This is a genomic window from Amycolatopsis sp. NPDC041971, from assembly GCF_055588925.1.
Map to the genome: position 1 here is coordinate 150,577 of NZ_JBVJCE010000015.1, position 18,763 is coordinate 169,339.

Annotated in this window: 18 protein-coding genes; 4 read left to right on the forward strand and 14 right to left on the reverse strand. The window is 68.7% G+C overall.

Annotation, left to right across the window (positions count from 1 at the left end; all coding sequences use genetic code 11):
• Positions 1-126: 126 nt before the first annotated feature.
• Positions 127-951, forward strand: coding sequence for a dienelactone hydrolase family protein (locus ACZ6DT_RS27480; protein ID WP_465600392.1), 825 nt, complete (start codon positions 127-129; stop codon positions 949-951).
• A 226-nt stretch (positions 952-1,177) separates the two neighbouring features.
• Here ACZ6DT_RS27480 and ACZ6DT_RS27485 read toward each other — a convergent pair whose 3' ends face one another.
• From ACZ6DT_RS27485 to ACZ6DT_RS27505, 5 genes are all read right to left on the reverse strand, one after another.
• A complete protein-coding gene (locus ACZ6DT_RS27485; RefSeq protein ID WP_465600394.1) occupies positions 1,178-1,735 on the reverse strand; it encodes a hypothetical protein in 558 nt (185 codons plus the stop codon).
• 28 nt (positions 1,736-1,763) lie between these two features.
• Positions 1,764-4,157 (reverse strand): WXG100 family type VII secretion target, encoded by a 2,394-nt coding sequence (locus ACZ6DT_RS27490; protein WP_465600397.1) that lies wholly within the window; start codon positions 4,155-4,157, stop codon positions 1,764-1,766.
• Entirely contained in the window at positions 4,157-4,471 is a 315-nt protein-coding gene (locus ACZ6DT_RS27495; protein ID WP_276366451.1) for a hypothetical protein, read from the reverse strand. The genes ACZ6DT_RS27490 and ACZ6DT_RS27495 overlap by 1 nt, the downstream gene beginning before the upstream one ends.
• Positions 4,472-4,609: 138 nt before the next feature.
• Positions 4,610-4,915 carry an acyl carrier protein gene (locus ACZ6DT_RS27500; protein ID WP_276366450.1) on the reverse strand — a complete coding sequence of 102 codons (306 nt, stop codon included), beginning with the start codon at positions 4,913-4,915 and terminating at the stop codon, positions 4,610-4,612.
• On the reverse strand, positions 4,905-6,623 hold the full coding sequence (locus tag ACZ6DT_RS27505) for a fatty acyl-AMP ligase (RefSeq protein WP_465600401.1): 1,719 nt from the start codon (positions 6,621-6,623) through the stop codon (positions 4,905-4,907). The genes ACZ6DT_RS27500 and ACZ6DT_RS27505 overlap by 11 nt, the downstream gene beginning before the upstream one ends.
• A gap of 15 nt (positions 6,624-6,638) precedes the next feature.
• Between ACZ6DT_RS27505 and ACZ6DT_RS27510 the strand changes: the two genes are divergently transcribed.
• Positions 6,639-8,063 carry a hypothetical protein gene (locus ACZ6DT_RS27510; protein WP_465600404.1) on the forward strand — a complete coding sequence of 475 codons (1,425 nt, stop codon included), beginning with the start codon at positions 6,639-6,641 and terminating at the stop codon, positions 8,061-8,063.
• A 14-nt stretch (positions 8,064-8,077) separates the two neighbouring features.
• On the opposite strand, the gene ACZ6DT_RS27515 is transcribed toward ACZ6DT_RS27510, so the two are convergent.
• The 5 genes from ACZ6DT_RS27515 to rplM all read right to left on the reverse strand — a co-directional run bounded on the left by ACZ6DT_RS27515 (position 8,078) and on the right by rplM (position 13,378).
• Positions 8,078-10,447 carry a hypothetical protein gene (locus ACZ6DT_RS27515; RefSeq protein ID WP_465600407.1) on the reverse strand — a complete coding sequence of 790 codons (2,370 nt, stop codon included), beginning with the start codon at positions 10,445-10,447 and terminating at the stop codon, positions 8,078-8,080.
• On the reverse strand, positions 10,447-10,761 hold the full coding sequence (locus tag ACZ6DT_RS27520) for a type VII secretion target (protein ID WP_465600409.1): 315 nt from the start codon (positions 10,759-10,761) through the stop codon (positions 10,447-10,449). The genes ACZ6DT_RS27515 and ACZ6DT_RS27520 overlap by 1 nt, the downstream gene beginning before the upstream one ends.
• A 78-nt stretch (positions 10,762-10,839) precedes the next feature.
• Entirely contained in the window at positions 10,840-12,174 is a 1,335-nt protein-coding gene (gene glmM, locus ACZ6DT_RS27525) for a phosphoglucosamine mutase (protein ID WP_465600412.1), read from the reverse strand.
• Between the two features lie 230 nt (positions 12,175-12,404).
• Positions 12,405-12,911, reverse strand: a complete 507-nt coding sequence (gene rpsI, locus ACZ6DT_RS27530; protein WP_465600415.1) for a 30S ribosomal protein S9 — start codon at positions 12,909-12,911, stop codon at positions 12,405-12,407.
• A gap of 14 nt (positions 12,912-12,925) precedes the next feature.
• Entirely contained in the window at positions 12,926-13,378 is a 453-nt protein-coding gene (gene rplM / locus ACZ6DT_RS27535) for a 50S ribosomal protein L13 (RefSeq protein WP_005166833.1), read from the reverse strand.
• Positions 13,379-13,655: 277 nt separating this feature from the next.
• Here rplM and ACZ6DT_RS27540 point away from each other — a divergent pair, with 277 nt between their 5' ends.
• Both ACZ6DT_RS27540 and ACZ6DT_RS27545 read left to right on the forward strand, forming a co-directional pair.
• On the forward strand, positions 13,656-14,546 hold the full coding sequence (locus ACZ6DT_RS27540) for a hypothetical protein (RefSeq protein WP_465600417.1): 891 nt from the start codon (positions 13,656-13,658) through the stop codon (positions 14,544-14,546).
• Between the two features lie 62 nt (positions 14,547-14,608).
• Positions 14,609-15,349, forward strand: a complete 741-nt coding sequence (locus tag ACZ6DT_RS27545) for a DUF4333 domain-containing protein (RefSeq protein WP_465600420.1) — start codon at positions 14,609-14,611, stop codon at positions 15,347-15,349.
• A gap of 121 nt (positions 15,350-15,470) precedes the next feature.
• Here the strand turns inward: ACZ6DT_RS27545 and ACZ6DT_RS27550 are convergent, their stop codons facing one another.
• From ACZ6DT_RS27550 to ACZ6DT_RS27565, 4 genes are all read right to left on the reverse strand, one after another.
• Complete coding sequence (locus ACZ6DT_RS27550) at positions 15,471-15,755, reverse strand: WXG100 family type VII secretion target (protein ID WP_396556799.1); 285 nt, start codon at positions 15,753-15,755, stop codon at positions 15,471-15,473.
• 54 nt (positions 15,756-15,809) lie between these two features.
• Positions 15,810-16,130 carry a WXG100 family type VII secretion target gene (locus tag ACZ6DT_RS27555; RefSeq protein ID WP_125790059.1) on the reverse strand — a complete coding sequence of 107 codons (321 nt, stop codon included), beginning with the start codon at positions 16,128-16,130 and terminating at the stop codon, positions 15,810-15,812.
• A gap of 233 nt (positions 16,131-16,363) precedes the next feature.
• Positions 16,364-16,726 (reverse strand): hypothetical protein, encoded by a 363-nt coding sequence (locus ACZ6DT_RS27560; protein WP_465600423.1) that lies wholly within the window; start codon positions 16,724-16,726, stop codon positions 16,364-16,366.
• A gap of 32 nt (positions 16,727-16,758) precedes the next feature.
• On the reverse strand, positions 16,759-18,714 hold the full coding sequence (locus ACZ6DT_RS27565; RefSeq protein WP_465600425.1) for a type VII secretion-associated protein: 1,956 nt from the start codon (positions 18,712-18,714) through the stop codon (positions 16,759-16,761).
• Positions 18,715-18,763: the final 49 nt, after the last annotated feature.

Sequence of the window (18,763 nt, forward strand, 5' to 3'; positions counted from 1 at the left end):
CACCAGCCTAACGACGAAAATTCGGCCCCTTCGCCCGGGCGCCCGCGCGTCGCCTTTAGCGGGCTAAACGCGATGCGCGGGGCGGCGCGCGGGCCGGACGGGGGTGCGGGCAGTAAGGTCACGAGTATGGCCAGCAAGCCCAAGCAGCTGCTCGCGGAGCTGTCCCACCCAGGTCCGCACGAGGTTCTGCGCGGCAACCTCGCCCTGGTCGGGCTCCCCGGTGTCGTGTTCACGCCCCGTTCCGGGCTCGGTCTGCCCGCGATCGCGTTCGGGCACGGCTGGTTGCAGCCGACCGGGAGCTACCGGCACCTCCTCCGGCACCTCGCGAGCTGGGGCATCGTCGCGGCGGCTCCGGCCACCCAGCGCGGGCCGCTGCCTTCGCACCGGCTGCTGGCCGGCGACCTGCTCACCACACTCGACTTGATCACGGCGGTCCGGCTCGGACCGGACGGCATCAGCGTCGACCCGGCGAAGCTCGGCTTGGCGGGGCACTCGACGGGCGGCGGTTCGGCGGTGTTGGCCGCCGCGCAGGCCGCCGAGAACGACGAGCGGCCCGAGATTCGCGCCGTCGCGACCATCACCCCCGCGCAGACACTGCCGTCGGCGACCGTGTCGGCCCGGTCGGTGACCGCGCCCGGCCTGCATCTCGCGGCGGGTAAGGATCTGGTCGCGCCGCCGGTCGGGCACGCCGAGGCCATCGCGGACGCGTGGGGCGGGCCGGTGCAGCTGCGGACGCTCGGGAAGTCGTCGCACCTCGGCGTCACCGAGGGCAGGCACTGGAGCCAATTGCTGCTGCACGGGAAGCCGCACCGCGGGACCCAGCAGCTGACGAGGGCGCTGTTCACCGCGTTCTTCCTCACTCACCTGACGGGGACGGCGAAGTACCAGCCGCTGCTGGACGCCGACGTCAAACGCGCCCCGATCGAAGCCCCGGACGAACCCGCCGCCTGACCCGTTCGGATCGCGTTTAGCCCCCTAAACGCGATCCGGTCCCGAAGGCGCTTCCGGTTACTTAGCCTGCCTACGCGTCGCGTTTAGCCCGCTAAAGGCGACGCGGCCCCGAGCGAGGGCACCGCGGCGCCGGATCGCGTTTAGGGGGCTAAAGTCGACGCGGAGCCGCAGGGGCGAAGTGGGCAAAAAAGGGCCCGGCTCTGGCGAGCCGGGCCCTGAAGTGTGATCAGTCGACCATCCACGAGTTGTTCGAGAAGTCGTCGTCGTCGAATCCCTTGTCATCGCGCGCGTGACGACCTCGACGACGCGCGGGCGTCCCAGGCGCTTCCGGCGCCGCGGCACTCGGTGCGGGCGTCGGCGTCGGCGCCGCAGGCGGGACGTCCACCGTCGCCGGGATCCCGGGCACTCCCGGGGCGACCGGAGGCAGCGGCAGTGGCGGCAGCGGAGGCGGTGGCGCAGGCCGCGGGCCGTCGGGCCGCGCGCCGAATTCGGCGAACCGGGCGCCCGGCTTGTCGTCGTCCTCGATGTCGAAGCCGATCGTGTGGTTGCGGTCGGCGGTCGTCTTGCCGGTCAGCCAGCCGCCCGCCTCCTTGCTCCGCTTCCCCAGTTCCTGCATGTGGGCGGCGTACTTGTCGTGGACGGCGGCGTCCTTCTGCATGGTGTCCATCGCCTGGGCCTTGGCGTCGGCGAGGTGCCGCTCCCTCAGCCCGCGCTGCTCCACCTGTTCCGTGATGGCGGCGTCCTGCCTGGACATGGCGGCCGCCAGCCGGTCAACAGCGCTCATCGGTCCTCCCTCTTTCCCCGGCTACCGATCATCGCTCGTAACTGATCGAACGGTCGCCACCGTCGTCGTCGAGCGAGCCGCTGATCCGGCCGCCCGCGCCACTGGTCTCGAAAATGCCACCTTCGACGCGGTACTGGCTCGACCCACGTTGCGTGTCACCCGTGCCACCACCGGCCGCGCCGCCCATGGCACCCATTCCACCCATCATGCCGCCCATACCGGCGGGCGAGCTTCCGGCACCGGCGCTCGCGGGCGCCGGGTCCATCCCGCCGGGAGCCACCCCGAGACCGGCGTCAGCCCCGGTCGGCTGCGCGCCGCCCCCGGTCTGGATGCCCGCTTCGAGCGAACCGGCTTCGTTCAGCGAAGCCGCCGCACCGCCGTCGATGGCGCCACCGAGCGCGCCTTCGAAGCTGCCGCCGCCTCCGCCACCACTGGCGGCCGGCGCGGTGCCATCGCCAGCCGCACCCGAAGCGGCGCCACTTGCCTCAGCGGACACCGCGGCGGTCGCTTCCGCTCCGACACCGACCTCGACGCCGCCCGGAGCGCTGAAGCCACCCCCGGGGGGCGCGATGCCTTCGGCCGGGGCGGGCATCGTCTGGACGTCTTCGACCCTGCCGGGCTGCGGATTGCCGGGATTCCGGTCGTCGAGACCGTTCTTGAGGTCATCTGTCTCGAGGACGTCGCCGGGCTTGAGCTCCTTCTTCTCACCCTTTTCGTCGAGGGTGTAGGTGGTCGGCTCGCCCTTGCCGTCGTCCACGGTCACCACGGTCGGGCCGTTCGGACCCTGCGGCTGCTCGGCGGTGATCTTGAGGTTGCCGTCCTGGATGTGGATCTTGCCGTCCGGACCGGGCCGGTAGACGCCGTCGGCGCCGGGCTCGCCTTCCTTGACCGCACCCTTCGGCCCGAACTCGCCGTCCTTGCCCTCTTCGCCGGGCTTGCCGTCCTTGCCCTCTTCGCCCTTCGGGTCGTCGAAGTCGAGCTTGTAGTCCTTCTCGTTGCCCTTGCCGTCGTCGACCTTGATGTCCATTTTGCCGTCTTTATCCGGCTCGGTCATTTCGATCTTGTTGTCGCCCTTTTGGACGGTCATGGTGTCCTGACCGTCGATGCCGTCCTTGATCGCCTCACCCGTCGCCGGGTCGATCGGGTACGGCTTGCCGGTCTCGGGGTCCATTTCGAGCGGCTTGCCGGTAACCGGGTTCGTGCCCTCGGCGGGCTTGTCCTCCGGCTTCGGCGCCTCGGGGACCGAAGCGGCAGGCGGCGTGCTGGCACCGCCACCGCTGCCGCTTCCACCGCCGCTCCCGGTTCCACTTCCGCCACCGTTGCCGCCACCGTTTCCGCCACCGTTGCCGCCGTTGTCGTTGCCCTTGCCCTTGCCGTCGTCGACGGGCGGCTTCTCGGCCCCGGGCGCGGGGAACGGGTTCGTGTAGTCCTCCATGAACCGCGAAAGCTCGTGGTACTGCGTGTTGATCGTGTCGGTCGCGTTCTTGCAGAGCTTTTTGAAGTTCTCGTACCGCTCGCCGAACTCAGTGGCGAACGAACCCTTCAGCCACTGTTTCGCGGCCCCGATCGCGTATTCCTTGTTCCCGTCGTTCAGATCGCAGTCGTCGTGACGCAGCCGCTCGGCGAGATTGTTGCCCGGACACGCGGAGTCGAGCCAGTACGCGACGTCCATGAGCTTCTCTTTGGAATCGACCTTGCCGTTCGCGATCTCGACGACCTGCTTCGCGATGTACAAAGGCGCCGTGGCGACTTTGTCGACGCGGAGCTTCAACGTTTCATCGACCTTCAGCTTGAGCGCGCTGTAGATCTTGTCGATGGTCGACGGCACCAGTTTGATGACGCCGTCCATCTGCGCGATGAGTTCTTGCGCGTCGGGCTGGATCCGCTGCTCGTATTTGACCTTCGCGGCCGTCGCGCCCTGCCCTTTCCAATCATGGAAGAGCGTGGTCAGCGCCGAAGTCGCGTCCGTCCTGGTCTGCTCGACGGCCTTCTTGGCGTCGCCGAGATCCTCGACCTCGTCGAACATCTTCTGGAAATTGATCTCGCGGTTCTCGTGGAACCGGTCCCAGATGTCGGTCTTGTAATTGATGTCGGACGGCTTGTCCGGCATCTTGTTCCAGACCTGGTCGGACCATTCGGAAAAGAAGTCCAGCGCCGGGTTCCCGAGGTCGAGCACCTGGTCGGATTTGGTCGTGGAACCACCCGCGGCCGGGCGGGACAAGGAGTCGAGGTCCTTGTCCGCCTTTTCGGCGGCGGCCTTCTGCTTCTTGTCTCCGGCCGCGTTCGAGTCGCGCTCGGCGACGGCCTTTTTGTACGCTTCTTCCTGGTTGGCGAACGGGTTCAGCAAAGCATCCTTGGTCCCCTGCGTGATGTAGGGGTCGTTCAGGATTTCCTTGACCTGGGCGGGCGTCGGTTTACTCATTACTGGGCTCCCGCCTTGTTGGCAGCCGCGGCGTTCGCCTGGTCGGATGAGGTGTAGCGGGTCGACGCGGTGCTGACGCCGCCGGCGAGCTGGGTGAGCTGGCCCGCGTAGCCCTTCATCGCGTCGGAAATGGCGAGGATCCCGGTGGCGTAGCCCTTTTGGTAGTCCTTGTGCACCCGGCCGAAGTCCGCCGGCTGAACCTGGGTCGGCCCCACCTTCCCTGCCTCGGACGTCGTGTTCTCAGCTGCGCGCTCCAACGACGTCGACGCCGTGAGCATCGCCTCTGAATCGGCTTTGTAGCCCCCGTCCGGCATGACCGGTGCCCCCTTCGTCCCGCTGTATCCGCCTCGTTGTCCTACCTACGACGCACGCCGGTGCCCTCAGGTGCCGTCGCATATGCACACAGAATGTACCCACCGGTCATCGAGACCGCAGGAACATTCACACCTTTGCTAACTCAAACGATTTCGACGCAAGAAGCCTGGTAGACCACGTTTTCGCGGTTTCGCGCCCGCCTCGACGGCCTCGGCGAGAACGGTCGCCGCGCCCCGGATGTCGACCAGGCGATCCAACTCGTCGAGGTCGAGGTCCACACCGAACTCCACCTCGACCGTCGCGAGGAGCCGGACGCGGCGCCGCGAGTCGACGCCCATCTCGGCGAAGGGCGTGTTCTCGTCGATGGTGTCCGGATCGACGTCGAAGGTCTCGCAGACGAGGGCCTTGATCTCGTCGACGTACTCGCTCGCGTCAGCTGCCATGGTGGAATTCTGTCCCATCCGGCGTCCAGTACCGCGTTCTGGCCGCGGAACGCGCGACCTTGCCGCTGGAGGTCCGCGGCAGCCCGCCGGGTTTCACCAGGAAGAAGGCCCGGAGGCGCACGTCGTGCCGCTCGGCGACGGCGCGGGTGGCGGCTCGCGCGATCTCGGATTCGTCGAAGTCGGGGGCCTTCCGGGCACGCTCGGCGACCACGACGACGCCTTCGCCTTCGGCACCGTCGACCGAGAACGCCGCGACTCGCTCCGGACCGAGGACGGGATGGGCGGCGGCGACCGTCTCTTCGATGTCGTGCGGGTTGTGGTTGCGGCCGTCGATGATGATCAGATCCTTCAGGCGGCCGGTCACGAAGAGCCCGCCGTTCCGGATCGTGCCGAGGTCGCCGGTGCGGAGCCAGCCGCCTTCCCCGTCGAGTTCGGCGTCGAACACCTCGGCGGTCAGCTCCGGGCGCCGCCAGTACCCGGCCGCCACGTTGGGCCCCTTGACCCAGATCTCCCCCGTCCCGCCCAGGTCGACTTTAGCGGGCAAAACGCGATCCGACGGGGCGACGACGCGGACCCGCTGCCCCCGTGGCCAGCCGATCTCGACGACCTCGCGGCCGTCCACTTCGGTCACCACCGGACCGCTGGAATCGCCGCTGGCGACGTAGACCGTCGCCTCGGCCAAGCCGTAGGACGGCCGGAGCGCGCCCCTCGGGAAGCCGTGGGGCTCGTACGCCGCGAGGAAATCCCGGACGGTCGCCGCCCGGACCGGTTCACTGCCGCTGAGCGCGATCGACACGGTCGAGAGGTCGTACTCGGCGCGCTTCGCCTCGGGCACGGCCTCGGTCACCAGGTCGTACGCGAAGTTCGGGGCCGCCGTGAGCGTGTTCGGATACGCCGACATCAGCAGCAGCCAGCGCTCCGGGCGCCGGACGAACTCCAGCGGCGGGATGAACACCGTCCGGCCGCCGGCGTGCATCGTCCCCGCGAGCAGTTGCGCCAGCCCCATGTCGTGGAAGAACGGGATCCAGCCGACGCACGTGGTGTGCTCGTCGACGTCGTAGGCGTCGCAGATCTGCCAGCAAGCGGCCGACAACGCCCGATGCGTGATGATCACCCCGGCGGGTGATCGCGTCGTGCCGGAGGTGTACTGCAGGTAGGCGGGGTCTTCGGGAGCGACCGGCGACGGCAGGGATCGGTCCGCCGGATCCAGCGGCAGCGTATCGACGGCGACGATCTCGCGTGGCGTCGGAACCGCCTCGGCCTCGGCGAACTCCGTCAGCCGTTCGACCAGCGCTTCCGAGGTGAGCCAGATGTCGGCGTCGCAGTCGTTCAGGACCCCGACGAGCCGCTCGCGGTGGGCGCGGACGTCCGGAGCGGACAGCGGCACCGCCACGGCGCCGGCGTACAGCGCGCCGAAGAACGCGACGACGTAAGAGAGGTCCTGCCGCGCCGTGATCGCGACGCGGTCTCCCGGCTGGATCAGCTCGCGCAGCTTCGCCGCGACAGCGCGGACGTGGATTAGGAGCTCGGCCCAGGTCAGCGTGTCCTCGACGGGTTCGTGCCGGTTCGAGCAATCGAGGTGCGTGTACGCCGGACGCTCCACCTCGGCGCGCTCGAGCAAACGGTGCACGAGCGGGGTCCGCAACACTTCGTCGGGCACTTCTGCAGACAGTTTCGAGGGCACTGGCACATCCTCCGGCCGCGGCATGGGCATCATACGAGCGTGGACGACTTCTTCGTGCTGGACGATCCGGCGGACCGCGTCAAGGCGCTGCGCGACCGCGAGCTCAGCTCGAACCCGGGTGGCGCCGCCGCCGAGACCCCGAACCTCCTGCTGATGGACGGCGCGGACCACCGGCGGCTGCGCGCGGTCGTCAAGGAGGTCATCGCCCTGGTGGAGCCCCTGCCGGACGCCGTGCTCGCCGACCTCCGCATCGCGATTAGCCCGCTGAAGTCGCTCTCGCGGTTCGACCTGGTGGCCGATTTCGCCAGGCCGGCGGCGGCCAGGGTGACGGAGGCGGTGCTCGGCACGGTCGAGCCACTCGGCGAGAAGCTGCTGACGAATCTTTCGGAGACCGCCGCGAACCTGGACGTCTGGTCGGGCGGGCCTGCCGGAGCCGACACCGCCGCGCTCAGGGTCGCGATGTTCTTCCTCAAGGCGACGGCCGTCGAAGGCGGCGGGCTGGCCCTGCTCCGCGAAGCGCACGAAGCGGGCCGGATCACCGAAGACGAGCTGATGATCACGCCCGTGATGCTCGCCCACGCGGCGTACGAGAACTCCATGAATTTCCTCGCCCTCGCCGCCCTTGAAATTTTACGCCGCCCGGACGTCCTCGACGACGTACGCGGCCTGATCCACGAAATCGCCCCGACACGCTTCGCCGCCCGCCGCGTGATCGCGCCGTTCTCCTTGGCGGGCAAGGATTTCGCCGCCGGGGACAAACTAGCCATCCCGCTGGGTCCCGGCGCCGAACTCGCGTTCGGCCTCGGACGGCACACCTGTCCCGGTTCGCGAGTCGCGGTCGCCGAGGGCGAAGTGGCGCTTCGCGCCCTCGCCGAGATCCTGACTCCCGACCATTTCGCCGAAGAAGTGCGATACAAGACGCACGCCGTCTTCGCGGCGTCGAGCGGGCAATCGTCGCGCTGCGGACCTGACCGCTCAGGTCGCCAGCCAGTCCGTGTTGGCGAAATCGTCGTCGTCACCGCGTGCGGCCGCCCGCCGATGCCGCCCGGCCGGACGCTCTTCGGCGACCGGGGCCGGAGGCGGCGGAGGCGAAGGCGGAGGTGCTTGCGGCGCGGGAGGAGCCGGCCGGTAGGCGATCGGCGGCTCGTCGGCCGCCCGGTACCCGGCGCGGCGCTCGTTCTCGGCCTCGTCCTCTTCGAACCCGAAGTCGCCGTCGTCGTCGACCTTCTCGCTGAGAGTCGACTCGGTCGCCCAGCCGCCCGCGGCCTCCGCTCGCCTCTTCTGCTCGAGCCGTGCCGTCAGCGCCGCGCTCGTCTCCTGCTTGAGCTTGTCGCCTGCCGCCCGGGTCTCCTCGATCGCCTTGGTCGCCCGGTTGTCGACCAGGTACATCCGGTCGCCGTTCTCGCGCTCCAGCCCGGCCAGCTTGTGCCGGAGTCTGGCGAGATCCTCCTCAGGATTCACTGAGCCCTCCCTGACCGCTAGCGGAACCCGATGACGCCGTCGTCGTCGAGCGAGCCGCTGATCCGGCTGCCCGTCGTCGTCGCGGTGTCGAACAGGCCGCCGTCGACCCGGTATCCGCCGGACGTGCGCTGCTGGTCTTCGCCGGACCCTTGCCCGCCTCCGGCCGCGCCGCCGCCCATCATGCCCATGCCGCCCATCATCCCCGCACCGGCCGCGACCGGATCCTGGGCGCCCCCGCCCGGGGCGGAACCGAGTCCGGGCGGCGCCGACGGAGCGGACGCGCCGCCGCCGTTTCCGGCCGGATCCGACGCGTCGCCGAGTCCGTTGTCCTCACCGGCGAACGGGTCGCTCAACGACTGCGCCGTCGTCGATTCGGAATCACCGTCCGCCGCCACCGGTTCCACCGACGCGGGCGCTCCGCCGCCGGTCCCACCGGACGTGGTGTCGTGCGTGCGGACACCCTGTTCGGCCTGCTGACGCGCGACCTCTTCGACCGGCCGGGCCACCGCGGCACCTTCCGTGGCGTGCCTTCCGGCGGGCTGCGGAGCGGTGTCCGGGCGCGGGTCGTCTTCACCCAAGGTGTACTTCGACGGCCGCCCGGACCCGTCGTCGACGGTCACCAGCGTCGGCCCGCCGGGACCGTCCGGCCGTTCCGCGGTGATCTTGAGACCACCGTCTTCGATGTGGATCTTGCCGTCGGGACCGGGTTGATGGACTTGGCCCGGGTCGGCCGTCGGACGCGAGGCCGACTGCTCGGCGTCCGGCGTCGCCTTGCCGTCACCGAAGTCGAGGTCGTAGTCCTTGGCCTGGCCGATGCCGTCCTGGACCGAGATGCCCATCTTCCCGTCGGCGCCGGGCTCGGCCATGGAGATCTTGCGGTCGCCCTGCTCGACCGTCACCGGCTCGGACCGGATGCCATCGGTGCCGCTCTTGATCGCCTCACCCGTACGGGGGTCGATCGGATACGGCTTCCCGGTGGCCGGGTCTACGTCGAGCGGCTTGTCCGTGACCGGGTTCTTCTCTTGAGCCGGCACCTCGGGCTTTTCCGGTTGGATGTTCTCGTGATTGCTCGGCGTCATGCGGCCTGCCCCGCCCCCACCGGAAGACGGGCCACCGCCACTACCCGACGAGGGACCGCCACCACCACCGGTGTCCTTCTCGACGGGCTTCTCGCCACCCGTCTCCGGGGTCTTGCCCAAGTCCGCGAACGGGTTCTCGACCACCTGGCCGAGTGAATCGAAGTACGCCTTCCACGCGCCGTTGATCGCGTCGCGCGTGTTCTCGCACACCAGCTGGAAGTTCTCGACGTGCTTGCCGAACCAGGCGAGGAAGACGTTCTTCAACCAGGCCACCGCCTGAGGTTTGAGGACCTCGTCGATGGTGCTCTGGTCGATGTCGCCGGCGTCGTCGTTGAACGCGTCCTTGGCTTCGATGCTCAGGAACTTGACGCAGTGGATGATGTCGTTCTGACTGCACGAGCCGTCCGCGATGCGGATGATCCGGTCGATGTCCTGCGCCGTCGCGCCGTCGATGTTGTCGGTGTACCACTTCTGCAGCCACTCGACCTTTTCGCGGCAGAACTTGCCCACCGAGGCGTTGGTCCGCAGAAGTCCGTCGCCCGCGGCCTTGAAGGCCTCGGCGACCAGGCCGGTCTTGTCCGAATAGGCCTTCTGGTAGGCACGCGCCTGTTCGGCCGCGGCGCCTTCCCAGGTGCCGAGCGAGTTCTCCAGCTTCCCGGAGACGTCCTGCGCCGACCCGGCGACGGCCGTGCCGACCGCGGTCAGCTCGTCCGCGCTCGCCTTGAACAGGGTGAACGGGATGTTGTCCTGTTCGTGGTACAGCCGCTGGAGTTCGCCGAGGGAGACCGCCGCTCCGCCGCCCGCCAGGCTCAGCGCGCGGACGTAGGCCGGGTGGAAGATCTCGTAGACCTTGAACCCCGACAAACCGGGGACCATGATGTCGTTCGAATTCGCGCAGCCCGGGTCGGTTTCGGTGGCGCGACCGGCGATCTCCTGGGTCTTCGCCGCGTCCTTGTTCAGTGCGTCGCGATCGCCCTGCCGTCCCGCGGCCTGGTTCGCGTCGTACTTCTCTTGCGCGGTCTTGTAGGCCGCCTGGACGTCGTCGAGGTAGGCATCGTTGGAGCCGATGTCGCTTTCGGTGATCCAGTCACCGTTCATCGACTTGATGTAGTCCCGGAAGCCGTTCCGCTCGGCTTCGCCGGCGAACCCACAGCTTTCCGGCGTCTCGTCCTCGATGTAGTCGATGTAGTTGAGGGCGAGTTCGCGTTTGGTGTCGCGATCGATGTTCGGGTCGTTGAGGATCTTCTCGACTTCGGCCCGGCTGGGAATGTCGTGCCCGGTGTCGCCGCCGACGTCTGCGAGAGGCATCAGTGCTTCCTTATCTCGGCGGCGTTGGAATCCTCATTGGACTGGTAAAGGTCCTTGGACGCCGCGAGTTTGCGGCCGAACTCGTCCGAGGCCGCGAGGTAACCGCGCGCGCACTTCGCCAAGCGCTGGATGCTCGCGGAATAGCCGGTGAAGTTGTCCCCGTGCGCGGGCCCGAAACTCCCGGCGTTCAGGTTGATCTGCTCGACCGCCCCGATCGGCCCTTCACAAGCCTGCTTGGGCAGGTCCTGCAGGACCTTGGCCGCCTCGTTCAGCTGCGCCGGATCGACCTTGTGCCCGTTGCCCGTCACCGTCACCCTCCCCTAGGTATCCGCACACGGAATGTACCGGGCCGGTAACCCGGGCGCAGCGACTTGGGAAGATCGTGAGAGGGCTTACGAGGCGGAGGAGACGACGCCCGCGAGCCTGTCCGCGGCCGCCTGTGCGGTGTCGTGCGCGGGGGCCTCGACCATGACGCGGACCAGCTGCTCGGTACCCGACGGACGCAGCAGGACACGGCCTTTTTCGCCGAGTTCGGCCTCGACGGCGCCGACGGCGTCGCGGACCGCGGCCGAGACGGCGACCGCCGCCTTGTCCGCCACCGGGACGTTCACCAGCACCTGCGGCAGACGGTTCATGACGGCGGCGAGCTCGGCGAGCGACTTGCCGGTGGACGCCATCCGGCTCATCACCCGCAGCGCGGTGAGGAGACCGTCGCCGGTGGTCGCGTAGGCGGGAAGCACGACGTGACCGGACTGCTCGCCGCCGAGGGCGAACCCGCTCGCGCGGAGCTCCTCGAGGACGTAGCGGTCGCCGACGGCGGTGGTGACGAGGTTGATCTCGTGCGCGCGCATCGCCAGATGCAGACCGAGGTTGCTCATCACGGTCGCGACCAGGGTGTTCTTGGTCAGCTCGCCGGTCTCGGCGAGGGCGAGCGCGAGGACGGCCATGATCTGGTCGCCGTCGATGAGTTCACCCGCGGCGTCGACCGCGACACAGCGGTCGGCGTCACCGTCGTGGGCGATCCCGAGGTCGGCGCCGTGCTCGACGACGGCCGCACGCAACGCGTCGGGGTGATTCGAGCCACAGTGCTCGTTGATGTTCACGCCATCGGGGTCGGCGTGGATCGCGATGACCTCGGCGCCGGCCTTGCGGTAGACCTCGGGGGCGGCGAAGGACGACGCGCCGTTGGCGCAGTCGACGACGACGCGCAGGCCCGCGAGCGGATGCGGGGTGGCCGACAGCAGGTGCTGGATGTAGCGGTCACCCGCGTCCGCGACGTCCTTGACGCGGCCGACGCCGATACCGGTCGGGCGGGTGACGGGAGCGGCGAGACCGGCTTCGATCTCGTCCTCGATCCCGTCGGGGAGCTTGTGCCCGCCGGCCGCGAAGAGCTTGATGCCGTTGTCGGGCATGGGATTGTGGGAGGCGGAGATCATCACGCCGAGATCCGCTTCGAGCGCGCCGACCAGGTACGCGACGGCGGGCGTCGGGAGGACGCCGAGGCGGAGCACATCGGCACCGGCGGAGGTGAGGCCCGCCACGACGGCGGCCTCGAGCATCTCGCCACTGGCACGCGGGTCACGGCCGACGACCGCGACCGGACGGTGCGAACGGTCGTGGGCGGCGAGGACGCGGGCGGCGCTGGCGGCGAGCGAGAGCGCCAGCTCCGGGGTCAGCTCCTCGTTGGCGAGGCCACGTACGCCGTCGGTACCGAATAGACGAGCCATCTGTCGACCTCCTTGAAAAACCACCACGACAACCTAGCCAGTACCCCCGGTTTCGCCTTTAGCGGGCTAAACGCGACGCGCGGAGCGCGTTTAGCCCGCTAAAGGCGAACGCGTGGGGCACGTGGGACTGCTGTGACAACGGGCCCTCGGGCACACCGAGACCCCGGAAACACGGAAGCGCCCATCCGAGAGACGGATGGGCGCTTCCGCGGGTTGCGCCAGAGGCGCGATCAGCGCTTGCTGTACTGCGGAGCCTTACGGGCCTTCTTGAGGCCGTACTTCTTCCGCTCCGTGGCGCGAGCGTCACGGGTCAGGAAGCCGGCCTTCTTCAGTGCCGGACGGTCGTCGGCGTCGACCTCGACGAGCGCACGGGCGATCGCGAGACGGAGCGCACCGGCCTGGCCCGAGATCCCGCCACCGTGCAGGTTGGCGAAGATGTCGAACGAGTCGGGCTTGTCGACCGTCACCAGCGGCTCACGGATGAGCTGCTGGTGCACCTTGTTCGGGAAGTACTCTTCGAGCGTGCGGCCGTTGAGCTTGAACTCACCGGAACCGGGAACGACGCGCACCCGGACGACGGCCTCCTTGCGGCGGCCGACGGTCTGGGCGTTGCCACCGGCGGCACGCGACGGGCGCGTGGTGGCCGGGGTCTCGCTGGTCGCGACGGCTTCGGCAGACGTCCCTGCGGTCTCCGTGGTCGCGACGGCTTCGGTCGCGGTCTCCTCGGTGCTGGTCACAGACTGTTCCTCACTCACTGCGCGACCTGCGCGATCTTGGTGATCTCGCGCGCCTGCGGCTGCTGCGCGGCGTGCGGGTGCTCGGCACCGGCGTAGACCTTGAGCTTCTTCGCCTGGGCGCGACCGAGCTTGTTCTTCGGGAGCATGCCCTTGACGACCTTCTCGAGCAGGTGCTCGGGCTTGGTGTCGAGCAGTTCACCGAAGGAGCGCTTACGCAGACCACCGGGGTAACCGCTGTGCCGGTACGCGAACTTCTGCTCGCGCTTGTTACCGGTGAGCGCGACCTTCTCGGCGTTGACGATGATGACGAAGTCACCGGTGTCCACGTGCGGGGCGTAGGTCGGCTTGTGCTTGCCGCGCAGCAGCGTGGCGACCTCGGTCGCGAGCCGGCCGAGCACGACATCCTCGGCGTCGATCACGTGCCAGGCACGAGTGACGTCGCCGGGCTTGGGGCTGTACGTGGGCAAGGGTCTACCTCGTCGTCAACATTGCGTGTGGTTTCTGTGCGGGCCTAGCGCTTACGCGCCGCAGCGCACAACGACATATGAAGATACCCCCACGCCCGACCCTACTGCGAAGCGGGGGTCGGTCCGGGGTCCCATACTAGGACCGGCGCCCGGCGGGCGCCCCGCAACTGTACCTCGCCGGTGTGGCGGAACCGCCCACGGCATCGTCCTACGCGGGAGAGGATGAGACGATCCGGACGCGCACCACGCGTGGGGGACTCGATTCAGGGGAACGGCGATGAACAAACGTCCAACGACCATCTTGTGCGTGCTGAGCGCCGTACTGGCGCTCACCACCGCCTGCGGCCAGGGGCGCGCGGGCACGGCCGTGCCGAAGGGTGACGACGCGGCGACCTACGTCGGCACCAAATTCGAAACGGCGATGAACAAGCTGCAGGACACGATCGGCGACCAGCGCGACGTCACCAGCGAGTCGGGCGCCTACTTCCGCTTCGACGAGAAGTACATCCGCAGCACGATCTCCTCCGCCCGCACCGGTTCGCCGGAAGGCCGGGTCAGCCGCCAGCGCTCGCAGAAGAACCCGGACGACAGCATCGATTGGTACACCCCGGCCGACGGGGCCGTCGAATACGTGTACCTCGGCCCCGTCTACAAGAGCCTCGCCCCGACGCCGTGGGTCTCGATGCCGAAGTCGGAGGCCGGGCTGACCATCCCCTGCGCGTGGGTCGGGATCATCACCGCCTGCAAGATGGCCGACGCGATCGCCGTGGCCTACAACGCGGACAAGAAGATCGTGAAGGGCGCGAAAAGCCTTCCGGAGAACCGGATCGAGCTGACCGCCGACGTCCCGTTCGGGAAGTTCATGGAGCGACGGGTGGAGATCCTGCCCCCGTCGATCAGCGGGGCGATCACGGCCGACATGAAGAAGGCCCCGGTGCGGACCACCGTCTCCCTCAACTCGGACGGAACGCTGAACCAGATCGTGATGGACGCCAAGATCGAGGGTGGCGGACACAAGCTCGAACTGCGCTACGACTTCCGCTTCACCGGCAAGGCGAGCACTCAGGACCTGCCGAAGCTGCCGGACGCCGCACAGATCACCGTGCTGCCGGACAAGGCGGCCAAGGACGATTTCAACCGCCGGTTCAACGAGTTGAAAGGCGTCTGAGGCATGTCCGAACGCCGTTGTCCCGACGCCGTGAAACTCTCGATGTCCCGAGGTGACCACCGATGAGCCAGCCGCCCGAACAGCAGCCGCAACAGCCGCAGCAGTGGTGGCAGCCGCCGGCGAACCCCGGAAACCAGCAGGGCTGGCAGCAGGAAGGCCAGGCGACCGGACCGCATCCGGGTCAGTGGCAGCAGAACGACCCCAATGCCGCGACCACCGGTTCCTACACCGGGCAATGGCAGCAGCAGCCCGGCGTCACCGGCTCGTTTTCCGGGCCCTGGCAACAGAATCCCGCGCCCGCACCGGGTACGGCTTGGCAACCGCAGCAGCAGCCCGCGCCGCAGCAGCAGGATTGGCAAGCACCGCAACAGGTTCCGGGCCCTCCCCCGCAGGGGCAGTACGGCGGAGGCTTCCAGCCCGCCCAGCAGGCACAGTCGTCGCAGTACGGCGGGCTCGGCGCTTTCGGCGCGGAGCCCCAGAAGCGGCCCAAGGTTTCCAAGAAGGCCTTGCTGATCGGCGGGATCGCGGCGGCCGTCGTGATCGCGGGCGGCGTCGGGGCTTGGCTGCTCGGCGCGTTCGCGGGTGACACTCTCGACGAGAAGTCGGTCCAGGACGGCGTCGTCCGCGTGCTCAACGAGCACTACGGGGAGCCGGACGTGAAGAACGTGACGTGTCCTTCCGGCCAACCGGTGGAGAACGGGACCACGTTCGATTGCTCGATCGATCTTTCGGGACAGCAGAAGAAGGTCACCGTCCGGGTACTGAACACCACCCCGGAATTCGAGGTCGGCTCGCCGCACTGATCTCCGCCGGACACGGAAGAGCCGCGACGAACCCGTCGCGGCTTTTCTTTCACATAAACGAAACGGCGGGCTCGGCATCCGAAGATGCCTGCCCGCCGTTGTTCGTTCGGAGCCGGAAGACTCAGAACAGGCCGGTGACGCCCTGTTCCGTGGCCTGGTAGCCGTCGGCCAGCTGCGGCAGCACGCCGGCGACCTGCGCGAGCAGCTGCTTGAGCTCCTCGAAGCTGTTGTCCCACTCCTGCTGAGCGGCCATGTACGCGACCTTCGCGTCACCGTCCCAGGTGTTGACCAGCGGCGACAGGTCGCTCTTCAGCTGCCCGAAGAGGGACTCCAGCTCGCCACCGGTGCTCTTGCAGTCGTCGGCCGCCGCGTGGATCGTGGCGTAATCGACCTTCATCTCGCCCATAAGTTCCTCCAGTCAGAAATAAGAAAGTCTTGATTTTGGTGCGGTGAAGCCGAATCAGCCGAGGACGCCGAAGCCCTGGTTGACCGACTTGATGAGCTCCTGCTGCTGCTGCTCGGTCGCGTTGTACTTCGAACCGGCCTGCTCGAGCAGGTCACCGATGTTCTGGAGGGACTGGTTGAGCTTACGGCCCGCACCGTCGAAGCGGGTCATGACGTTGTTGAACGCGAGCGCCGCGTCGCCGGTCCAGCCCGCGCGGGTGGCCTCGATGTTGTCGCGAAGCTTGCTCAGGTTCTGGTCCATCGAGACGCGGACCTCGGTCACACGCTTCTCGGCCTCGGTGAACTGCTCAACTGTCCCGGTAAATCCGCCAGCCATGGGAGGTACCCCCTTCGTTCGTGGTTAATCCGTACTCGGTGAAGTTCGTTTGGTACGGACCTACGACGGAGACACTGCCACGTCTGGTTCCCTCTTGTCGCTCGTTGGTTTCAAGTAGTTGCTTGCGTTAACGCTCGCGGTGGGAACCGAACGGCCGAACCCGGGCAGCACGCCGCGAATCGCGTGCGGAAAAGGGCTTTCACCACGCGATTTAGCAAACGCACAGTGGCCGGTCAATCGCCTCGGCTCATGATTCGCGACTGCGAAAAGTCCTCATCGTCGTCACCCACACGTGGCCTTCTGGGCGCCGGTTCTGGCCGAAGGGGAACCAAGTCTGCCGCTGAGGGCAAAGCGGGAACCGGAAGACCGGCGCCCGTGCGGAACCGTTTCGCGGCGTTCCGCACGGCGGCGGGGGTCGGCGCGGTCTCGCCGCCCGCGAGCCGTCCCTTGCCGAATTGCTTCGCCAGTTCGGCGTTTTCGCCCCGGCGGCGTTCGTACCGCGCCTTGGCCGTGCGGGCGACCTGCCGGGCATAGGTGACCGCGTCACGCCCTGTGCGGGCGAAGTGTTCGGCGGCGGTCTCGGGTTCGGGTGGCATGGGTCTTCTCCCCCTCCCTTCTGCCTCCCCCTTCAGTTGACGACCACCATCGTTTTGACGACCTGCTCGCAGGCCGCGCTCACGCGTTGTTCGAGCGGTGAGCCGGTGCCGTATTGGCAACCGATGTGGACGCGTGTCCTTCCCTGCGCGACGACGTACCAGTCGACGCGCGCACTCGGTTTGGTCTCGCGGTAGTAGATGACGGTCCGGCCGGCGTAGTTCGCGGAACCGTTGAAGCCACTGTACTTATCCGGTTTCAACCGTGCCCCGGCACTGAGTTCGTCGACGAGTTTCTGTCTGTCGGCCGTCGCGTCGTAGGCCATCACGTACTCGTGGGCGACCACCAGGTCGTCGCCGGTGAGGGAATCGCTGGGGTGGATCACCACCTGGCGCTCGGCGACGCGGTCGTCGGTCTGTGTCCAGTCCAGCGGCGCGATGAAGCGATAGTCGTATTGCGCGAGCGTCCGGCCCTCCGGCTCGGCCTCCCCGCTGTTGACGGCGAAGAGGATGCCACCGACGACCGCCGCCACGGCCACCACGGCCGCGGCGATGATCCAGGGCGTCTTCTTGTTCTTCTCGCCGCGCTCGGCGGGTTTGGTCTCGCGGGAGGACTCACCCGGCCGCCACGGCGGCGGGGCCGCTATCCCCTGGTGTCCCATCGGAGGCGACGGCGGCCCCTGCCGCGTCGCCTTTAGCGGGCTAAACGCGCTCTGCGGAGGCGGGGCGGGCTGGCGGGGGCCGGGCGGGAAGTGGGGGCGCGGGGGTTCGGGGCGCCGGTCGGCGGGGGCCGGCACGGGGGCACCGCCGACACGCGAGACGGCGGAGCCCGCGAGCGATCCCGTCCGGTCCGGGTCGATCAGCACCGCGCGCAGGGCGCCGCGGGCGACCACGGTCTCCGGCTGGTCCAGCGTGGTGGGTACGACACCGGTCCGCTCGTGCACCAGCCGGGACACCATCGGGATCCGGCTCGACCCGCCCACGAGGAAGATCGCCGTCAGCTGCTTCGGCCGCAGCCCGGAATCACCGATCGCGGCCACGGTCAGTTCGACCGCGCGCCCGAGCGGGCCCGCGATGAGCCGCTCGAGGTCCTCCCGGGTCACATGGGCGTCGGCGAACGGCGGCGGCATCGGAACGTCGGTGTACGCGTGCCGGGACAACGTCTCCTTCGCGCCGCGCACGTCCTGCCGCAGTACACGGCGCCGCCGCCGGTCTGTGAGTTCGCGGCCTTCGACGAGCTTCCGCCATTCCGGCGGATCCACGGAGGACACCAGCGACCCCACGTGCTCCAAGAGCGCCTGATCGACGTCCGCTCCCCCGAAACTCGGATCCCCCCGGGTGGCCAGCACCTGGAACCCGGCGCGTTTAGCGGGCGAACTGCGATCCGCCGGACTGCCGGGCATGCGCTGGACCACGGAGACGTCGACGGTGCCACCGCCGAGGTCGAGGACCGCCAGCGCATCGCCGGGGCGGCCGCTGAACTCGACGGTGCGCTCGGAATTGAGGTCGGCCGGAGCGAACGTCGCCGCGTGATAGACCGCCGCGGCGACCGGCTCCGGCACGAGCGCGACCTGACGCGCGAGCCCGCCCGCCGCCTGCCGGAGCAGACGGGTCCGGGTCGCGCCCCAATCGGCGGGGTGGGTCAGGACGAGCAACTCGACCTCGGAGTCACCGGCGAGCCGGCGAGCCTCGGTCACCGCGCGTTTCAGCACGGCGTGGACGACCTCGGTCACGCGGAGGACGTTGTCGCCGAGCAGCAGGTCGCCTTCGTCGATCCGGCGCTTCGGATTCGGCTCGTAGCGCGACGGATCCACCGCCGCCTGCCGTTCCGCCTCCTGGCCGACGAACAGCGTCCCGTCCGGCGCGGCGTAGACCGCCGACGACATCAAGGGCTGCCCGTCCACCACGACGACCTGCGGCTCGCGGCCGTTGATCGAGGCGACTACGCAGGTGCTCGATGTCCCGAAGTCCACCGCTACCCGCACAGTCACTGGCCACTCCCGCAGATCGTCGTCGTCACCCCTCGCCCAGCCGGGACCT